General features: G+C 60.4%; 18 protein-coding genes. 9 read left to right on the forward strand and 9 right to left on the reverse strand.

The window, feature by feature from the left end; all coding sequences use genetic code 11:
• Positions 1–15: 15 nt before the first annotated feature.
• From cnbZ to RPMA_RS22915, 6 genes are read right to left on the reverse strand one after another with little or no spacing between them, the layout of a single operon-like run.
• Complete coding sequence (gene cnbZ / locus RPMA_RS22890) at positions 16–771, reverse strand: 2-amino-5-chloromuconate deaminase CnbZ (protein WP_211909944.1); 756 nt, start codon at positions 769–771, stop codon at positions 16–18.
• Positions 772–798: 27 nt separating this feature from the next.
• Entirely contained in the window at positions 799–1,515 is a 717-nt protein-coding gene (locus RPMA_RS22895) for an ABC transporter ATP-binding protein (protein WP_211913784.1), read from the reverse strand.
• A gap of 7 nt (positions 1,516–1,522) precedes the next feature.
• Entirely contained in the window at positions 1,523–2,284 is a 762-nt protein-coding gene (locus RPMA_RS22900; protein WP_211909946.1) for an ABC transporter ATP-binding protein, read from the reverse strand.
• Complete coding sequence (locus RPMA_RS22905) at positions 2,277–3,227, reverse strand: branched-chain amino acid ABC transporter permease (protein ID WP_211909948.1); 951 nt, start codon at positions 3,225–3,227, stop codon at positions 2,277–2,279. Before RPMA_RS22905 ends, RPMA_RS22900 begins: the two co-directional genes overlap by 8 nt.
• On the reverse strand, positions 3,224–4,090 hold the full coding sequence (locus RPMA_RS22910; protein ID WP_211909950.1) for a branched-chain amino acid ABC transporter permease: 867 nt from the start codon (positions 4,088–4,090) through the stop codon (positions 3,224–3,226). The genes RPMA_RS22905 and RPMA_RS22910 overlap by 4 nt, the downstream gene beginning before the upstream one ends.
• A 29-nt stretch (positions 4,091–4,119) precedes the next feature.
• Complete coding sequence (locus RPMA_RS22915) at positions 4,120–5,340, reverse strand: amino acid ABC transporter substrate-binding protein (protein WP_211909951.1); 1,221 nt, start codon at positions 5,338–5,340, stop codon at positions 4,120–4,122.
• A 159-nt stretch (positions 5,341–5,499) separates the two neighbouring features.
• Here RPMA_RS22915 and RPMA_RS22920 point away from each other — a divergent pair, with 159 nt between their 5' ends.
• Positions 5,500–6,402 carry a LysR family transcriptional regulator gene (locus RPMA_RS22920; RefSeq protein WP_211909953.1) on the forward strand — a complete coding sequence of 301 codons (903 nt, stop codon included), beginning with the start codon at positions 5,500–5,502 and terminating at the stop codon, positions 6,400–6,402.
• A gap of 9 nt (positions 6,403–6,411) precedes the next feature.
• Here the strand turns inward: RPMA_RS22920 and hutX are convergent, their stop codons facing one another.
• The 3 genes from hutX to RPMA_RS22935 all read right to left on the reverse strand — a co-directional run bounded on the left by hutX (position 6,412) and on the right by RPMA_RS22935 (position 9,791).
• Positions 6,412–6,918 (reverse strand): heme utilization cystosolic carrier protein HutX, encoded by a 507-nt coding sequence (gene hutX / locus RPMA_RS22925; RefSeq protein WP_211909959.1) that lies wholly within the window; start codon positions 6,916–6,918, stop codon positions 6,412–6,414.
• Between the two features lie 36 nt (positions 6,919–6,954).
• A complete protein-coding gene (locus tag RPMA_RS22930; protein WP_211909961.1) occupies positions 6,955–7,290 on the reverse strand; it encodes an antibiotic biosynthesis monooxygenase family protein in 336 nt (111 codons plus the stop codon).
• 137 nt (positions 7,291–7,427) lie between these two features.
• Positions 7,428–9,791 (reverse strand): TonB-dependent hemoglobin/transferrin/lactoferrin family receptor, encoded by a 2,364-nt coding sequence (locus RPMA_RS22935; RefSeq protein WP_211913785.1) that lies wholly within the window; start codon positions 9,789–9,791, stop codon positions 7,428–7,430.
• A 253-nt stretch (positions 9,792–10,044) separates the two neighbouring features.
• Here RPMA_RS22935 and hemP point away from each other — a divergent pair, with 253 nt between their 5' ends.
• The 8 genes from hemP to RPMA_RS22975 all read left to right on the forward strand — a co-directional run bounded on the left by hemP (position 10,045) and on the right by RPMA_RS22975 (position 16,611).
• Entirely contained in the window at positions 10,045–10,257 is a 213-nt protein-coding gene (gene hemP / locus RPMA_RS22940) for a hemin uptake protein HemP (protein ID WP_211909963.1), read from the forward strand.
• Positions 10,254–11,228 carry a heme/hemin ABC transporter substrate-binding protein gene (locus RPMA_RS22945; protein ID WP_249225355.1) on the forward strand — a complete coding sequence of 325 codons (975 nt, stop codon included), beginning with the start codon at positions 10,254–10,256 and terminating at the stop codon, positions 11,226–11,228. Before hemP ends, RPMA_RS22945 begins: the two co-directional genes overlap by 4 nt.
• 2 nt (positions 11,229–11,230) lie before the next feature.
• A complete protein-coding gene (locus RPMA_RS22950; protein ID WP_211909965.1) occupies positions 11,231–12,328 on the forward strand; it encodes a FecCD family ABC transporter permease in 1,098 nt (365 codons plus the stop codon).
• A complete protein-coding gene (locus tag RPMA_RS22955; RefSeq protein WP_211909972.1) occupies positions 12,325–13,122 on the forward strand; it encodes a heme ABC transporter ATP-binding protein in 798 nt (265 codons plus the stop codon). Before RPMA_RS22950 ends, RPMA_RS22955 begins: the two co-directional genes overlap by 4 nt.
• A gap of 121 nt (positions 13,123–13,243) precedes the next feature.
• Complete coding sequence (locus RPMA_RS22960) at positions 13,244–13,636, forward strand: response regulator (protein ID WP_408056462.1); 393 nt, start codon at positions 13,244–13,246, stop codon at positions 13,634–13,636.
• A 150-nt stretch (positions 13,637–13,786) separates the two neighbouring features.
• Positions 13,787–14,146: an FAD-dependent oxidoreductase gene (locus RPMA_RS22965; RefSeq protein ID WP_211909974.1), complete on the forward strand. Its 360-nt coding sequence runs from the start codon at positions 13,787–13,789 to the stop codon at positions 14,144–14,146.
• Entirely contained in the window at positions 14,053–15,177 is a 1,125-nt protein-coding gene (locus tag RPMA_RS22970) for an FAD/NAD(P)-binding protein (protein ID WP_211909976.1), read from the forward strand. The genes RPMA_RS22965 and RPMA_RS22970 overlap by 94 nt, the downstream gene beginning before the upstream one ends.
• Positions 15,178–15,432: 255 nt before the next feature.
• Positions 15,433–16,611, forward strand: a complete 1,179-nt coding sequence (locus tag RPMA_RS22975; protein WP_211909978.1) for a glycosyltransferase family 4 protein — start codon at positions 15,433–15,435, stop codon at positions 16,609–16,611.
• The last annotated feature ends 3 nt before the right edge of the window (positions 16,612–16,614 follow it).

Below are 16,614 nucleotides of genomic sequence, written 5' to 3' on the forward strand. Positions count from 1 at the left end.
CGACAGGGAGCCGGATCAGACCTCGACCACGCGCTCGTGATGGACCCGCCGGCAGTCCATCTCATATTCGAGGCCTTCGATCGGCGGGCGGTTGAAGTGCCAGGTCAGGCCATTGCGGAACACCCCGCGGCGGCCAAGCTCGCTTTCCAGGATCGGGTAAACATCGTGAACGGTATAAAGCTGGGCCCCGGTCGTCTGGCTCCAGTCACCCGAAAAAGCGCTCATGCGGCGCTCCATCTCGTCGAGCACGAATTTCGCTTTCTCCAGCATGCCAGACGGGCTGGTGTCGCCGAACCGCACCGCATTGTCCCGGTAGTCACCCTTGCCTTCGGGCGACTCGCCACTGCCGGCGACGACGAAAGACGGCGGCGCATCGGGCGCAACGGTCGTGAAGGCAAACGCGTGGAAACCGGGCGCCGATGGCGGATCGATCTTCGGACAGACATTGCTGCGCGCGATCGGATTCACGCGATCCTTCATGATGCCCCAGTCTTCGAGCGTCTTGATGTAGATCTCGTTGAAATCGATAAACCCCTGTTCGGTGAAAGGCGCGGGCGAGCGGAGTTCGCAGGCAGCGAAGGATGTCAGCGGCCGGCCGGCCGCCTTGATGATCTCGGCGATCTTCGCAAAGCCTTCCTTCAGCGGCACGACTTTGGAGAAACGCACGCGCTCCAGCGTGAAGCCGGGCAGCGCGCCGACGCCGCAGGAATACTGGAACACGCCGGGCATGTAGCGATAGCCGCTATTGGGAGCTTCGACAGTTGCGATCATGGTGACCTCTTTCGGATGAAACAGTGATCAGTCTTCGAGGACGCCAAGATAGGCGTCGCGGATGATGGGATCGGCAAGGAGTTCGGCGCCCTGCCCGGCCCGCACGATGCGGCCCATATCCATGATGTAGGCGTGGTGGCAGAGATCGAGCGCCGTGGTGACGTCCTGCTCGACCAGCAGGATCGACATGCCTTCGGAATTCAACTGGCGCAGCGCCGCCACGAGTTGCTCGACAAGCAGCGGCGACAGGCCAAGCGACAATTCATCGATCATCAGCAAACGCGGCGCGCTCATCAGCCCGCGGCCGATGGCACACATCTGCTGCTCTCCACCCGACAGCGTGGCGGCAGCCTGGTTCCGGCGCTCGCGCAGCTTGGGGAACGTCGTATAAACGCGATCGATATCCCGCTTCAGTTCGGCGCTGCTCGCCTTGCGCGAATAGGCGCCCATCAGGAGATTGTCCTCGATGCTCATGGCGCCGAACAGGCGGCGGCCTTCGGGCACATGGACGATGCCATGGGCGAGGATCGCGGCCGCCGACGCCTTCGACAGGTCGACGCCTTCGGAGACATAGCTGCCCGACTGTCGCGGGATCAGGCCGGAGAGCGCGCGCATCAGCGTCGTCTTGCCGGCGCCATTGGAGCCGATCAGCGCGGTGATCTCGCCGGAGCGCACCACCATGTCGATGCCCCACAGCACCTGGATCTCGCCATAGCCGGCGCAGACGTCCTTGAGTTCGAGCATCTGATGATCAGCCACGGGCAGCATTCCGTTGTGCATATTGCTGGCCGAGATAGGCATCGACGACAGCGGGATCCTTGATGATGTCGCGCGGCGCGCCATCGGCGATCAGGCGGCCGTTATGCAGCACCGCGATCCGCGTGCAGACATTCAGCACCACTTTCATCAGATGCTCGATCATCACGATGGTGATGCCATCCGCCGCGAGCTGATGGATAAGTTTCGTGGCACGCTCGACCTCGGCGCTATTCAGGCCGGCATTCACTTCGTCGAGAAACAGCAGCTTCGGCTTCATCGCCAGCGCCTTGGCAAGTTCGAGGCGTTTGCGCATGGCGAGCGTCAGCGTCGCGGCCGGCTGATCGACCTGCGCATCGAGGCCGACGAACGACAGATGCGCCCGCGCCGCTTCACGCGCCGATTTCAGGCTTTCGCCAGGCTGCGAGAACAAGGCGGCGGCCGCAACATTGTCGCGCGCCGAATATTCGGCGAAAGGCTGCACGATCTGGAAGGTACGCGACAGGCCCATGCGTGCCGACTGATAGGTCTTGATGCGCGTGATGTCCTGGCCATTGAAGGTGACGACGCCCGACGACGCCGGCGTCACGCCGCAGATGGTGTTGACCAGCGTGGTCTTGCCGGCGCCATTGGGGCCGATCAGGCCGACCACCTCGCCTTTGTTCACGGACAGCGAGACGTCACTGAGCGCCTTGAGGCCGCTGAAGTGGCGCGAGACATTGCTGAGATGCAGGATTTCGTGCGCGGGCTCAGACATGGCTGGCCTTTCGTCCGAACAGTGCCTGCCGGATTTTCTCGATCCGCAGCGACACCAGGCCATGCGGCAGGAACAGCAGCAGCAGGATGATCAGCACGCCGAGCACGCCGGAATGGATCTGGATGTAGTTGCGCCAGACCACCTCTTCGAGACCGAGATAGAGGAAGGCGCCGAATACCACGCCAAGCGGCGAACCGAGGCCACCCATCAGCGCCATCACGATGGGCTTCACCGAATAGAGGATATCGAACACGTCGGATGGGTCGATGTAATGCACCCAGGCAGCATAGAGGCCACCGGCCGCGCCGACGAAACAGGCCGAGAGACCAAAGGCGATCGCCTTGTAGAGCGTCGCATTGAGGCCGACCATGCTCGCCGCAGTCTCGTTCTGGCGGATGCAGTTGAGCCCGAAGCCGAGCTTCGATGTCGCCACGATCGTCACGGTAATCGCCGTGATCAGCAGCAGGCCCCACATCGCGTAGAAGAAGAAGGTCGCATCTGACATCACGCTCGATCCCGACACCAGGGGGATATTGAGCCCCATGCCGCCGCCGGTAAGATCCGTCGCATTGTTGACGAGCTCGCGGAACACCTCGACCAGCGACAACGATGCGATGGCGAAATAGTGCCCGCGCAGGCGCAGCAGTACGGCACCGAATGCGGCTGCCAGCAGCAGGCAGAACACCAGCGATACGCCGACCGACACCAGCAACGGTACGCCCTTGTTCATCAGGATCCCGGTCGAATAAGCGCCAAGACCGAAGAAAGCGGCGGTCGAGAAGGACGGATAGCCGGCGAAGCCGCCCACGATATTCCACGACAACGCGAAGACGGCATACATGCAGGCCATGGTGCCGAGCCTGAGCGCATAGGCTTCACCGAATAGCGGCAGCGCCGCGACGCAGGCAAGGAAGGCGAACAGAATGTAGTGAGACCGGGTCATTCAAAGCCCTTCCGGCCAAGCAGGCCCTGCGGCCTGACGATGAGAAACACGATCAGCAGAACGAAGGACAGCGTCACCGCATGGGCGGGGCCGAGATAGACCGAGCCGATGCCCTCCACCAAGGCCAGCAGCAGGCCACCGGCCAGCGCGCCGGACACGCTGCCGAGGCCACCAAGCACGCAGACCACGAAGGCCTTGCCGAGATAGGCCGACGAGGTCAGCGGCGAGATCGGGAAGATCAGCGCCATCAGCACGCCGGCGCAGCCTGCCAGCGCCGCACCGAGCCCGAAGGCGACGGCATAGATCGATTTCACATCGACGCCCATCAGCACGGCCGCATCGCGATCGAGACGCACCGCCACGATGGCGCGGCCGACCTTCGAGCGCCGCAGCAGCAGATACAGCAGGAAGGTGAGGAACAGCGCCGCACCGGTGGCGATCAGGCGATCGATGGGAACGACGACATCGAAGATCGAGATCGAGCCCGTCGGCGGATTGAGGATGAGCTTCCGGTAGTCCGCCTTGAAGTAATAGATCATCGCATTGTTCAGGATCAGATCGAGCCCGAAGGTCAGCGTCAGCGTCACCAGCACCGGCGCGGTGATGACGCGATTGAGCAAGATCCGCTGCAGCACATAGCCGAACACGAAGAAGGCCGGCGCCGCGATCAGCAGTGAATACCAGGGCGACAGCCCCAGCGAATTGTAGGCGCCCCACGCCAGATAGGCGCCGAGCACGATGAATGAGCCGTGGATCAGATTGATGACATTGAGAACGCCCCAGACCAGCGAGAAGCCGATGGCAATACAGGCATAGAGACACCCGAGTACGAGTGCATTGATGAGAACCTGGATTGCCAGCATATCGTCCCCTCGCCGGTCGCGGCCGTTGCTCAGTTCACGCCGAGCTTGAAATCGCCCTGCTTGATCGCATCAGGGAACAGCACGATCGGCTTGCCGCCCTGGATCTGGAAAACCGGCGGCTCGAGCGAGTTGATCTGGCCGTTCGCGCCGAACTTCACCGGGCCCCAGAAGGTCACGACATCCATCTTCGCAAGCTCGTCACGCACCTTGTCGCGGTCCAGCGAACCGGCTTTCTCGATGGCCATCTGGAACAGCGCGCCGCAAACGGCAGCCGAGGCATGCGCATAATCCGGTTCGGCCTTGTACTTGTCCCTGAACAGCTTCACGAAATTCGCGGTCGAACCGAAGATATCCTTGCCGTCATATTTTTCGGCCGGATGCCACCAGGAGGCGCTGGAGATGTTCTCGGCATTCGGACCGGCAGAATCGATGAACTCCTGATAGGCCGGGCCGGCGATCATGGTAACGACGCCCGCCTTAATCTGCTGGTCGGCCATCTGCTTGCGCACCAGCAGCAGGTCGTTGGTATAACCGGTGACGAAGATCCACTGTGGCGCCAGCGACTTGATCTGCGACAGGGTCGCCGAATGATCGAGCGTATTGATCGCATATTTCTCGAAATAGACGACTTCGAGCCCGTTCTCCTTGGCCGACTTCTCCATCTCTTGCGCGATGGCGAGCGGGAACAGATCGTTGCGGGCGAGGATTGCAACCTTCTTCACGTCGGTCGCCTTCGCCTTGACGAGCTTGGTCAGCGGCGTGGTCAGCGTATCGTTCGGCGTGAAGGTGCCGAACAGATATTTGTAGTTCTGGTCATAAACCTGCACCGACGACGCCGTCGCGGCCAGCATCGGCATCTTGTATTTCTCGGCGATCGTGCTCGCGGCCTTGGCGGCGCCCGAACCGAACGGGCCGAACATGAAGTTCACCTTCTCCTGGGTGATCATCTGTTCGGTGGTCTGCACCGAGCGCGGCGTGTTCGACTGGTAGTCGGAATAGACGATCTCGACCTTGTATTTCTTGCCGCCGACATTGATGCCGCCGGCCTTGTTGGCCTGCTCGGCCCAGAGATCGTAGCCCTGCTGCTGCTTCACCGCTTCCGGGGCCAGCGGGCCGGTGATCGGCAGCGGTGCGCCGAAGCGGATGACATCCTGAGCCGAGGCGACTGTCGTCGCCGCGGCGAAGCCGGCCACCGCCAGCGCGAGAGAGGCGGAAATGCGTGTCGGGAAGGCAGACCGGAGGCGAAACATCCAAGTTCTCCATCAGGGACGGTGACTTTGACCCGGCAAAAAGTCTGACAAATTTAGATATCGAATAAAAGCATTGAATTTCGACGCAGCCGATCTGAAAATCAGAACGCTAGCCAGCCGCTGCCCTCGTGGCAGGCACGGCATCTGAAAGACGGGCCGATGATCGAATCCACCGCCATTCGCTATTTTCGCGTCGTCACCGAATGCGGATCGATCAAGCAGGCCGCAGCGGCGCTGCGTATTGCTCCCTCTGCAATCAGCCGGCAGGTGCAGGGGCTGGAGGAAGAACTGGCCGTCAAACTGTTCGAGCGCGGTGCGCGCGGCATGAACCTGACCGATGCCGGCCATGTGCTCTATCGCTATGCAATCGACAATCGCAGCCAGCTCGACGGCCTGCGTAGCCAGGTCGAGGAATTTGCAGCACTCCGGCGCGGTCAGGTGAAGATCGCGACCGTCGAAGGCATGCTGTCGGACTTCCTGCCGGGCATTTTCGCCGATCTGTCGCAACGCTATCCCGGCATCACGCTGTCTGTGACGGCCGTGGGCTCCCGTGACGTGGTGGATCTGGTCGGGCAGAACGACGTCGATCTCGGCCTCATCTTCGGCCGCGCCAACCGGCGCGACCTCAACGAGCTCGGTCGCATGCGGCAGCCGGTCTGCCTGATCGTTTCGCCCCGGCATCCGCTCGCCAGGCAAGCCTCGTTGCGGATGAAAGATCTGGCAGGCTTGCGGGTGATCCTGCCGGACACGTCGTTCGGCATTCGGCAGGAACTGGACAAATCCTGCGCTCAGGCCGGCATTCAGCTGGACATATGCAGCGAGGCGAACTCGCTCGCATTTGCGCAAACGATCACCGCGCGCACCGATCTGGCGACATTCATGCCCATGGTTTCGGCCATGGCCCCGATCAATGCCGGCGCTCTTGTAGCCGTCCCGTTGCACGACAAACGGCTGGAGGCGACGCAAGTCACGCTTGTTCAGCTCGCCGCACGCATGGCATCACCATCGACAAGGCTTGTCGCCGAGATGCTGATGGCCCGCATGAAAGAGCTGGACGAGTAATGGCGGCGATCAGGCCGCGAGTTTTCCGGCAAGCGCACGAAACCGCGCAAGCTGGTCTGCTTTCAACGCACGCGTCTCGTCGCGACCGACGAACACCTTGAACATCACGCCGCCATCCACATTCAGGAATGCGACAAAGGCTGACGACTTGCCCATGAAAGGCCGTTCGACAAAGGCGACACCGCCGCAGCGTTCATGACGCAGATGGCCGTGCAGGCCCTTTGGTTCGGTCAGATTGTAATAGCCGTGCCCGAGAGAGCCCGGCGACAATGGGGCCGTGGTTTCAAAGATGCCGTCGTCGGTATGGACGATCAGCGTCACTTCACCCCACTCCGCGATATCGGTCATCGCGGAGACAAAAGCGTCGGCGCCGCCGCCGATCTTGACCATCTCCGGCGGCAGCGCTTCGATCACCACACGCGGCGTCACGCCACGCTCGCGTGCAACCGTCTCGATCACGGCGCCGGGATTCTCCGCCATGTGGGCTTTGAGTGCGGCGAGGTCAGTATTCGGCATGGAATGCTCCGTGATCGATCGTGATGCGCAGCGCGATCAGGCCGCTTTGCTGTTCTTCTCGGTCTGGATCACCTCGAATCCTTCAAACTTCGGGTGGCCAAGATAGAGGCTGGCACCTTCCGACTTGTTGTCGGCACGGGCATGCGCCTTGCGGAATTGATCGGACTTGGTCCAGTTCTCGAAATTGGCCTTGCTGGCCCAAACCGTGTGCGAGGAATACAGCGTGTGATCCTCTGCCACCGGGCCCTTCAGCAGATGGAATTCGATGAAGCCCGGGAGCTCGCTCAGATAAGACTCGCGGCTGGCCCAGATGTTTTCAAATGCGGCTTCGGATCCGGTTTTGACCTGAAAGCGGTTCATGGCGATGAACATGGAAGTCTCCTTGTGACTGCTATTGCAGCAAACTAGTAGTCCTTTTTGCAAGCACATCAAGCACGAAAGAAGCCGCGTCGGGACATCGACGCGGCTTCTGAGGTTTGTCAAAATAGCAGTCTTAGCTTGTCAACGGCCTACCCGCCGAAGTGATATTTCAGACCGCCTTTAAAGACGACGCCAGCGCCAGCACTCGCCCAGAGCGTATCATTCTGAATGTCCGTCGCAGTGCTACGCGGCACTGCATAGGGGCGATAGTATTGGTTCAGCAAATTCTCAACCGAGAACGACACAACCATATCCTTGGTCGGGCGAGCCGATACGTAGAAATTGAGAAGGTCGTATGACGTCGCCGGCAAGTAAGTCAGTGGAAGATCCGTGTTTGCCTTGACCGAGGTCCACTGGAGCGACGTCGTGATTGTATTGTCGAGGAAACGAAGGCCGGCGGTGGTCGTGATCTTCTGCGGCTGAACGCTGTAGAGACCAACATTCGTGGCAGTTTCCTTGCCTTCCTGCAACGTTACGGAGACCCCAACGAACCACTTTTGGGCATCGTACATCGTTTCGGCTTCGAAGCCTTGAATTCGGGCATGCGGGAGATTCTGATACTGATAATAGCTCGTGAGGAACGACTGCCCAAAGAACGTCTGCGTAGGCCCAGCCTCAAATGTTACTGCCTGGATGTAGTTATCAACATCATTGCGGAAGAAGTTCAACTTGCCACGGAAGCTGTCCCCCGCTGAGAAGAGATCGTTCTTCTTGATGTTGAAGCCGATTTCCTTATTCTTACCGACCTCCGGGCGCAAACTTGTGTTCTGCAAGAAGCAGAACATGCCGCGCGAACCGTCCGGGCAAAGAAATGGAGGCGCACCTACCGCGGATGCATGAGCGCCACTAATCAATGTTTCAGTCACCGTGGGCGAGCGATAACCCTCGGCATAACTCACATAAGGCGTCACAACCGTTCCCGGCAGAAGGCCTATTGTAATCTTGGGAGACAAGCGGTCGCCATTGGATGAATTGCTGCCCGACTGCAGATTATAATTGTCGTATCTCAGCGCTCCGACTAGTTCCACGATAGACGGATAGGTCGCCTTCCACTGCGCAAACGCACCTGAGACGGTCCGCGTACCGGGCGGCGTGGTAATGTTAGAGTTGCCACGCGGATCCGTTAGGCTCACGTCATCCTTAAAAATGTCGCCGCCATAAGTGATGGCATGGTTCCAAGCACCAGTCTCGAAACGCGACGTGTTATGAATATCGATGCCATAAGTATCGAGCAGGTAGCCACGAGTATCGCCCACACATCCGGTAATTGCATCACCAGGATTTGCTAGCGTACAAACTGGAGTAACCGTGAACGGTGGATTGGCACCGGTATGGATTCGATTTGCGTAGGTCTTGGTTTGGCTCTGGTCAGTCCGATTCCAATACAGATTCACATCGAAGTCGAGTATCTTGTCTTCGGGCTTTGAATACTTCCAGTTCAGCGTGTTGGTATAGCTTTGAACCTGGGTATCGTAAACCGACGTTCCCCGAATTGCCGCGGGCGCACTTGTGGTGGTTGTTGGGCCGTTATTCGGCTGCCCGTTGGTGTACAAACTCTCTTGGAAAACTGATCCGAGCTTAACCTCGTGACCATCAGCCGGGCGAATAGTCAGCTTTGCGATACCCGCACTGAGACGATTTGCAGTATTTCCGACTTCGGTGCCATCACCGTTCCTATAGTTATCTTGCGTGCTATAGGTCCCACCCGCAAAAAAATCTACATTCGGATTGATACGAACACCGCCAAAAGCAGAGCCTAGAGCACGACCGCTATTGCTACCGATCACACTGTTAACATCGACGCCCCAGGTTTCTCCCGGACGCAAGACGTCCTGAATATCCTTGGTGCGAAACGAGGCCACGCCACCAATAGCACCTGAACCGTAGATGTTCGCCGTCGGACCGCGGGTAATATCGATTCCTCCGATCAGCTCCGGATTGAGGAAGAACGACCCATTCGCATTATGCCCGGTGCGCTGATAATTCTGACGCGCGCCGTCGACAACGACAGCAACACGGCCAAAATCCTGCAAACCGCGAATGTTGATGGACGTCGATGGATCATCTCCACGATCCTGCATCCAAACGCCGGGCATCCTGTAGATCAGATCAGCAACGCGGGTAGCTTGAAGTCCTTGAATCTGGTCCAGCGACACAACACTCACCGGCGCCAGCGCATCGATCGCACGCTCTTCCGTCTTTGAAGCCGTCACGGTGATTTCGTCGAGTGACTGGGTCGTCTGGCGGCCTATCTGTGCGTTAGCATTACGCACCGGCTCCGGAAACACAGATGTCGGCTGAGCTGCAGCCCGCTTCTTCTTGGCCGCCTTCGGCTTCTGTGACTGCACGGCATCGACCGCCTGCGCCATCGCGACATCCGCGCTAAAAGCCGCCAACGATCCGAGCGACGCGCCCAACAACAGAGCGCGCGTAGTCTTGCCCCCGAGAGCCATGACACCAATTCCCCAAGCAAATTTTACGATGATCGTGGCTGGCTGGCGCTGCGGGATGCAGGGCTTGCTGGCTGCGGAGCGAGACTCGGTGACCCCCGCCACCAAGTTGCCATTTTCGATTACGGTTCATTAACAGAGGGGTCAAGCAAGCCAGCCCCTGTTTATATTGATTATAGACTGCAGCGCTTGGCGGCGAGGTGCGACAAAACCTATAACGATCATGTACTTTCACGGATTGGGACAGGTCGGCGCTATGGATACAGGTTCGCACAACGGCAGCGCTGCCTCTCACCCCAAGCCTTTCTCTGAAGACAAGCCTTCGGCCGGTCGAAATGTCGCCGTCAATGGCGACAGGATGGACAGCAAGGAGCTGTTCGCCGACCAGCGCGAACTTCTGATCACCCATGGCGACGACACCTATCGTCTGCGCCTGACCTTTCAGAACAAGCTGATCCTGACCAAATGACCCCGTTCATGACCCGCCGCGGCATCACGCGTGCACTGCAATGCGCGGCTTTGGCCAGCGGCCTCGTCCTCTCCGTCGCAGCCGCCGCCGAGGACGTTGTCATTCGAGATGCCCGCGGTCGTGATGTCACGATCGGCCATCCGACCAGGATCGTCTCCATCGGCGGTGCGGTCACTGAAATCCTGTACGCGCTCGGCGCCGAGGATCGCATCGTCGCGATCGACACCACCAGCCTCTATCCACCGAAGGCGACGGCCGAAAAGCCCAATGTCGGCTATATGCGTCAGCTCTCCGCGGAAGGCGTGCTCGGCTTGAACCCGCAGCTGGTTCTGGCGATCGCAGGCTCCGGCCCCAAGGAAACGATCGACGTGATCGACGCCGCGAAAATTCCACTGATCCTCGTGCCCGAGACTTTCAGCGAAGCCGGCATGCTGGACAAGATCCGGCTGGTCGCCAAGGTGGCCGGGCTGGACGCGCGCGGCAAATGCCTGGCTGACGCAGTTTCCAGCGATCTTGCAGCGCTTCGGGAGCTGCGCGCCAAAATGACATCGCCGCAGCGCGTCATGTTCGTCCTGTCGTTTCTTGATGGCCGCGTCATGGTCGCCGGCAAGAAGACGGCGGCGGACGAGATCATCAAGCTGGCCGGCGGCGTCAACGTGGTCGACAACTTCGATGGCTACAAGATCATGAATGACGAGGCGATCGCAGCGGCGAAGCCAGATCTCATCCTCTCGATGGAGCGCGGCAAGGAGACGCTGCAGTCCGAGCAGATCTTTGCGAGCCCATCATTCGCTTTGACACCGGCTGCCAAGACCAAGCGCCTGGTGGCCATGGACGGCCTCTATCTGCTGGGCTTCGGCCCACGCACGGCAGCCGCCGCGCGCGACCTCGCCGTCAAGCTCGACCCCGCCCTGTCGTCCGAAGCAGCTTCCTTCAAGCCCGCATCGCTCGCCGTCAACTGCCGCCAGTAAAAATGAGCACTGCCGACGTCAAGCCGCAGGCATTTGTGAGAACGACGAGCCATGTGCGGCGTCCGCGCACTCTCCTCGTGTCATGCGGACTGCTGCTTGCACTGCTTATCGTCGTCCTGCTCGCAGCGACGGTCGGCGCGGCCGGCATTCCGATCTCGCGCCTGCCCACAGCACTCGGCCTCACGGCAGTCGATCCAGCCAACGCGTTCGTTGCGCGCGATCAGTTGATCCTGTGGTCGATCCGTATCCCGCGTATTGCGATCGCCGCCATGATCGGCGGCATGCTGGGCGCGGCGGGCGCCATCATGCAGGGCCTGTTTCGCAATCCACTGGCCGATCCGGCGCTGGTCGGCGTCTCCAGCGGCGGCGCATTTGCTGCAGCCGGCGCCATCATCATCGCCGATAGCCGATTTGCGCATTACGTCTCGTTTCTGCAACCCTTCCTGTTGCCGCTCGCAGCATTCGTCGGTTCATTGCTCACCACCATCGTGCTCTACCGAATATCGACGCGCAGCGGCCGCACATCGATCGCGCTGTTTCTGCTGGCGGGTATCGCCATCGCCGCGATCGCCAATGCCGGCATCGGCCTGCTCGTCTTCATCGCCGACGACCGGCAGTTGCGCGACATCACGTTCTGGCTGCTTGGCTCGCTCAGCGGGGCCACCTGGAGCAAGGCGATGACCCTTCTCCCGGTTCTGGCCCTCGGCCTGATCGGGATGATCTTCACGAGCCGCGGCCTCGACGTGCTCATCCTCGGCGAATCAGAAGCCTTTCATTCGGGTATCGACGTCGAACGTCTGAAGCGGATCTGCATCGTACTGGTCGCGGCGATGACCGGTGCTGCCGTGTCCATCTGCGGTGTCATCGGCTTTGTCGGCATTGTGGTCCCGCATCTGCTGCGGTTGATCATCGGGCCGGGCCATCGATTGCTGCTGCCGGCCTCCGTCGGCCTTGGTGCGAGCCTCCTGGTCGGCGCCGACACGCTTGCACGCACGATCGTCGCGCCCGCCGAGATGCCGATCGGCATCCTCACGGCTGCGGTTGGCGCTCCCGTTTTCCTGCTCATCCTGCTGCGTCAACGCGGATTGGTGGGCCTATGACCGCGGTTCTCACGGCCACCGGCATCGGGCTATCGATCGGAAAGACGACGCTGCTCGATCACATCGACCTCACGCTCAAGAGCGGCGAAATGGTCGCGATCGTCGGCCCCAATGGCGCGGGGAAATCGACACTGCTTCGTACGCTGTCCTCCGACCTGCGCGCATCGCGCGGCACGGTCGCGCTGATGGGGCGCGACATTCATGCTTGGTCTCCCGCCGAGCTCGCCTTGCGCCGAGCCATGCTGTCGCAGCATGTGACTGTCAGCTTTCCTTTCACCGTCGAGGAAGTCGTTTGCATGGGCCGCGGCTCGGCCGCACTGGCCTCCGTCCAAACCATCGTCGAATCCGCGATCGACGAAGTCGGCCTGCGTGACCTCAGGCACCGCGAATTGCCGACGCTGTCCGGCGGCGAGCAGCAGCGCGCTCATTTTGCCCGCATCCTCGTGCAACTCGCCTGCGGCGAGGCCGCCCATGGACCGGGTCTGTTGATGCTGGACGAGCCGACATCAAGCCTCGATCTTCGTCACCAGATCGCACTGGTGGAGATCTCGCGCCGGCGTGCACGCCAGGGAACAGCCGTCATCGCCGTGCTGCATGACCTCAATCTCGCCGTTCGGTTTGCCGATCGTATTGTCGTCATGCGCAAAGGCGCCGTCATTGCCGATGGCACGCCCGTCGAGACGATCACGCCGGACATCATTCGGCGTGTGTTCGACATCGAGGTTGCCGTCGCCAAGACCGAGGACGGCGCACCCTATCTGCTCCCGCAGGGCATGCAGCAGATTCACAGCTGACCACTCTGGCAGTTGAGCAATGGCGCGCGCGATCCACGCAGGCGCATTTCCGATCTGCAAATTTGGCAGCCACGGGAACCCGATTTTATATGAACCCACGATGAACTGATGCATTGCTTTCGTGTTGCAACGAACACGGAGGTTCCCCATGGGATATGCATATCGTTCAACTGCCTTGGTTGTCGAAAACGACGAGTCCCAGCGCACACTCGTCAGCGTCTTGCTGGAAGAAAGCGAGATGAACGTCATCGAATGCGAGAGCGCAGAAGCTGCCGTGCTGGTTCTCGAAGAATCCGGCGATAGTGTCTCGATGGTTGTCACGGATGTGGAACTTGCCGGGATGATGGACGGCATCGAACTCGCTTACCTCGCGAAGCAGCGCTACCCGAACATGCACGTCGTCGTCACATCAGGAGCACCGCGCGTGCGACGATTGCCGGATGGAACGCTCTTCATGGCCAAACCCTGGAGCCCCATCGATTTGCTTCGCGCGGCCGAGCAATCGCTCCATTGATATAGAATTCCTCGCTCGGAACGGTTGTGTTGCCGCTTATCACCAGCACTTGCGCCGAAGATCGTCGCCGTGGAATAATCCAACTGCTCAATGCAATATCTTGGGCGGATTTTTCTAGCATCGACCTCGGTTTCTATCGCGCAAGTCCTGATGACATCATCCAATACCAAGCACCGGCGCGTCGCCATCATCGGCGGCGGCGTCGCTGGATCCCTTGCCGCGATTGTACTTGCAAAATCCACCGCATTTGAATCGATCACGCTGTTCGATCGTGACGGCGCATTCGGTCGCGGGCTCGCTTATTCGGCGACCGCTGAATGGCATCGGATCAATGTCCCCGCTTACAAGATGGGCGGCCTCGGCGCGGACGATAGCGAAGGCTTTCAGGACTGGCTGAGCGAGACGACGGGCACAGATTGGACGGACTATTCACAGTCCTTCGTCCCCGTTGGCGATACGGCGACTACATCTCCGCCCATCTGTCCGAGGTTGCCGACGCAGGCGTCGTGACGACCGTCGCGGACACGATCACGCAGATCGAGCAACAGGGCAGCGGTTACACTCTAAGCACGCAATCCGGCGATCGCATCACTGCAGATCTCGTCTTCCTCTGCCTCGGCAATCCTCCGCCCTCGCCTTTCCCCAATGTCCAGCCATCCCACCGTTCGATCACGAATGTCTGGGTGGCTCGTGCCCTGGATGACATCGGCATCGACGATCGCGTTCTGGTCATCGGCACCGGCGCGACGGCTGTCGATGTCGTGATCGACTTGATGCGCCGTGGCCTCCGCCAGCCGATCACGATGATATCACGGCGCGGGCTGCTTCCGCTTGTCGATGCGCCCGCGGAAACTGATCCCGATCCACTGGAGACCTGGCCTGAGCTCACGACCCGCGGGATCTTCGCAGCATTGCTAAAAGACACCCGTCGCAAACTGGCCGCCGGCATATCCTGGCAGACCTCGATCGACACGTTTCGGCTGCAGATCGCCGGTCTATGGGCCGATGCATCGCCAGCCGAACGCCTGAGATTCTCGCGGCATCTGCGTTCGATCTGGCTGGTGCACCGGCATCGCCTTGCGCCTGATGTTGCGCAACATCTCGATCAGCTCCGGCGCGAGCAACGCCTCGATGTAGTCGCTGGACGCCTGCTGAGCGCGATTGCAACACCAGCAGGCTATGATGTCACGATCCGCAAACGCGGCGGGGCAATCACGACCTTGGCTCCGAACTGGATCCTGAACTGCACCGGCCCCGAGGAACGCTACGACCGCATCGGCAATCCACTTGTGGCCGCGATGCTCGACACCGGATTTGCCCGCCGAGGACATGGCGGCATCGGACTGGATGTCGATGACTCCTGTCGGCTTCTCGATTGCAATGGCTCCGCCCATCCGGGCGCTTATGTCGTCGGGCATGCGACCCGTGGCGCGTTCTGGGAAGTGACCGCCGTGAGCAATATCCGTCAGCAAGTGCTCGGCATCGTCGAGGCGCTGCAGATGTCGAAGACGACCAAGGCGATCCGACAAGAAACGGTATAGGCGACAACACGGTACGCGCTTCCTGTTTGATCGCGATACCGTTTCGGCAACGGACCGATCAATTCGGAACACGCCGCTCTCCAACAGTCTCAAACTGACCAATGATCGCTGCGCCTGTGCGCGAACGGGCACCGAGACGCCGCACAAAAGACAGTGATGGACATTGTGTCGCAGGCAAAAGCCTGCGAGGAATGAGCCAATCGAGATCGTCTTTCGCAGACAGATCATATTCCAGCTCATTTCAGCAGTCGAACCATGCCCATCGAGATCGTGCAGATCGTTCAGGAATTGAGTTCAGTCGGCGGCGTCGAAAGCGTCGCCAGTGAATTGGCTTGCGCTTTCAGTCGCGCCAAGATCACCAACACTGTCGTTGCAAGCGTGGTCGGCGAGCGCGCGACGTCAGGCACGCATATCGAACGCGTGGGCGCCTGGTTATCGCGCGTCAAGACGCGCGGCCTGTTGCGCTATCTCGGTCGCCTCTTTGTCGTACCGATCTTCACGATGCTTGCGACGCGCGCAGCCCGGCACCATCCCGAAGCCGTCGTCATCAGCCACGGCGACAGCCTGAGCGGCGACGTTCTCGTCGTGCACGCGGTCAATGCACAGAGCCTCGCCGAGAAGCGGCTTTCGGGCGATTGGAAATGGATGCTCAATCCTATGCATCTGTGGGTGAGTTTGCGTGATCGCTGGATGATCGGTGGGTTGCGATATCGGATGTATGTCGCTGTGTCGCCGCGCGTTGCCACCGAATTGCAGGATATTTACAAGGTTCCGGCATCGCGCATTCGCGTGATCCCGAACGGCATCGACCTCAACCGCTTCCATCGCGACACTGCTGCAGGCATCGCCATCCGCCGCGAGTTCGGCATCCCGCTTGATGCCAAACTGCTGCTCTTCGCTGGCCACGAGTTCCGCCGCAAGGGGCTGGCGCACGCCATCGGCGCTCTGGAGCGCCTCGGCCCGGACGTCTGGATGCTGGTGGTCGGCTCCGATAATCCTGCACCCTATCGCAAGCTTGCAACCGTGGCTGCCGATCGATTGGTATTCGCGGGATCGCGCACCGATATGCCCGCGCTCTACGCGGCCGCCGATGCATTCGTGCTGCCGACCGCCTATGAGACCTTTTCGCTGGTCTGCATGGAAGCCATGGCGTGTTCAACGCCCGTCTTCGCGACACCGGTCGGCGGCATCGAGGACTATTTGATCGACGGCGTGAACGGATACCAGATCAAAATGCATCCTGACGACATTGCAGCGAAGATTTCCGCCGTCATCTCCGATCACGAGGCACTGACCGAACTGAGTGCCGGCGCGCATGCCACTGCTTTGAACTATGGTTGGGACTATGTGGGATCACGCTACATCGAGCTGCTTGAACAGGTTCAGGCATCGAAGCGCGTCCCTTCCTCCATGCCGGTGCCAATGATCGCGTAAGCC

Origin of the sequence: Tardiphaga alba (assembly GCF_018279705.1) — a bacterium.
GTDB classification, from domain to species: Bacteria; Pseudomonadota; Alphaproteobacteria; order Rhizobiales; family Xanthobacteraceae; genus Tardiphaga; species Tardiphaga alba.

Coding starts and splice junctions, on each gene's coding strand:
- RPMA_RS22920 (WP_211909953.1), top strand. CDS start 5,500: ATGATCGAATCCACCGCCATTCGCTATTTTCGCGTCGTCACCGAATGC.
- RPMA_RS22915 (WP_211909951.1), bottom strand. CDS start 5,340: ATGTTTCGCCTCCGGTCTGCCTTCCCGACACGCATTTCCGCCTCTCTC.
- hutX (WP_211909959.1), bottom strand. CDS start 6,918: ATGCCGAATACTGACCTCGCCGCACTCAAAGCCCACATGGCGGAGAAT.
- hemP (WP_211909963.1), top strand. CDS start 10,045: ATGGATACAGGTTCGCACAACGGCAGCGCTGCCTCTCACCCCAAGCCT.
- RPMA_RS22975 (WP_211909978.1), top strand. CDS start 15,433: ATGCCCATCGAGATCGTGCAGATCGTTCAGGAATTGAGTTCAGTCGGC.
- cnbZ (WP_211909944.1), bottom strand. CDS start 771: ATGATCGCAACTGTCGAAGCTCCCAATAGCGGCTATCGCTACATGCCC.
- RPMA_RS22905 (WP_211909948.1), bottom strand. CDS start 3,227: ATGACCCGGTCTCACTACATTCTGTTCGCCTTCCTTGCCTGCGTCGCG.
- RPMA_RS22950 (WP_211909965.1), top strand. CDS start 11,231: ATGAGCACTGCCGACGTCAAGCCGCAGGCATTTGTGAGAACGACGAGC.
- RPMA_RS22930 (WP_211909961.1), bottom strand. CDS start 7,290: ATGTTCATCGCCATGAACCGCTTTCAGGTCAAAACCGGATCCGAAGCC.
- RPMA_RS22945 (WP_249225355.1), top strand. CDS start 10,254: ATGACCCCGTTCATGACCCGCCGCGGCATCACGCGTGCACTGCAATGC.
- RPMA_RS22900 (WP_211909946.1), bottom strand. CDS start 2,284: ATGTCTGAGCCCGCGCACGAAATCCTGCATCTCAGCAATGTCTCGCGC.
- RPMA_RS22910 (WP_211909950.1), bottom strand. CDS start 4,090: ATGCTGGCAATCCAGGTTCTCATCAATGCACTCGTACTCGGGTGTCTC.
- RPMA_RS22965 (WP_211909974.1), top strand. CDS start 13,787: ATGACATCATCCAATACCAAGCACCGGCGCGTCGCCATCATCGGCGGC.
- RPMA_RS22955 (WP_211909972.1), top strand. CDS start 12,325: ATGACCGCGGTTCTCACGGCCACCGGCATCGGGCTATCGATCGGAAAG.
- RPMA_RS22895 (WP_211913784.1), bottom strand. CDS start 1,515: ATGCTCGAACTCAAGGACGTCTGCGCCGGCTATGGCGAGATCCAGGTG.
- RPMA_RS22935 (WP_211913785.1), bottom strand. CDS start 9,791: ATGGCTCTCGGGGGCAAGACTACGCGCGCTCTGTTGTTGGGCGCGTCG.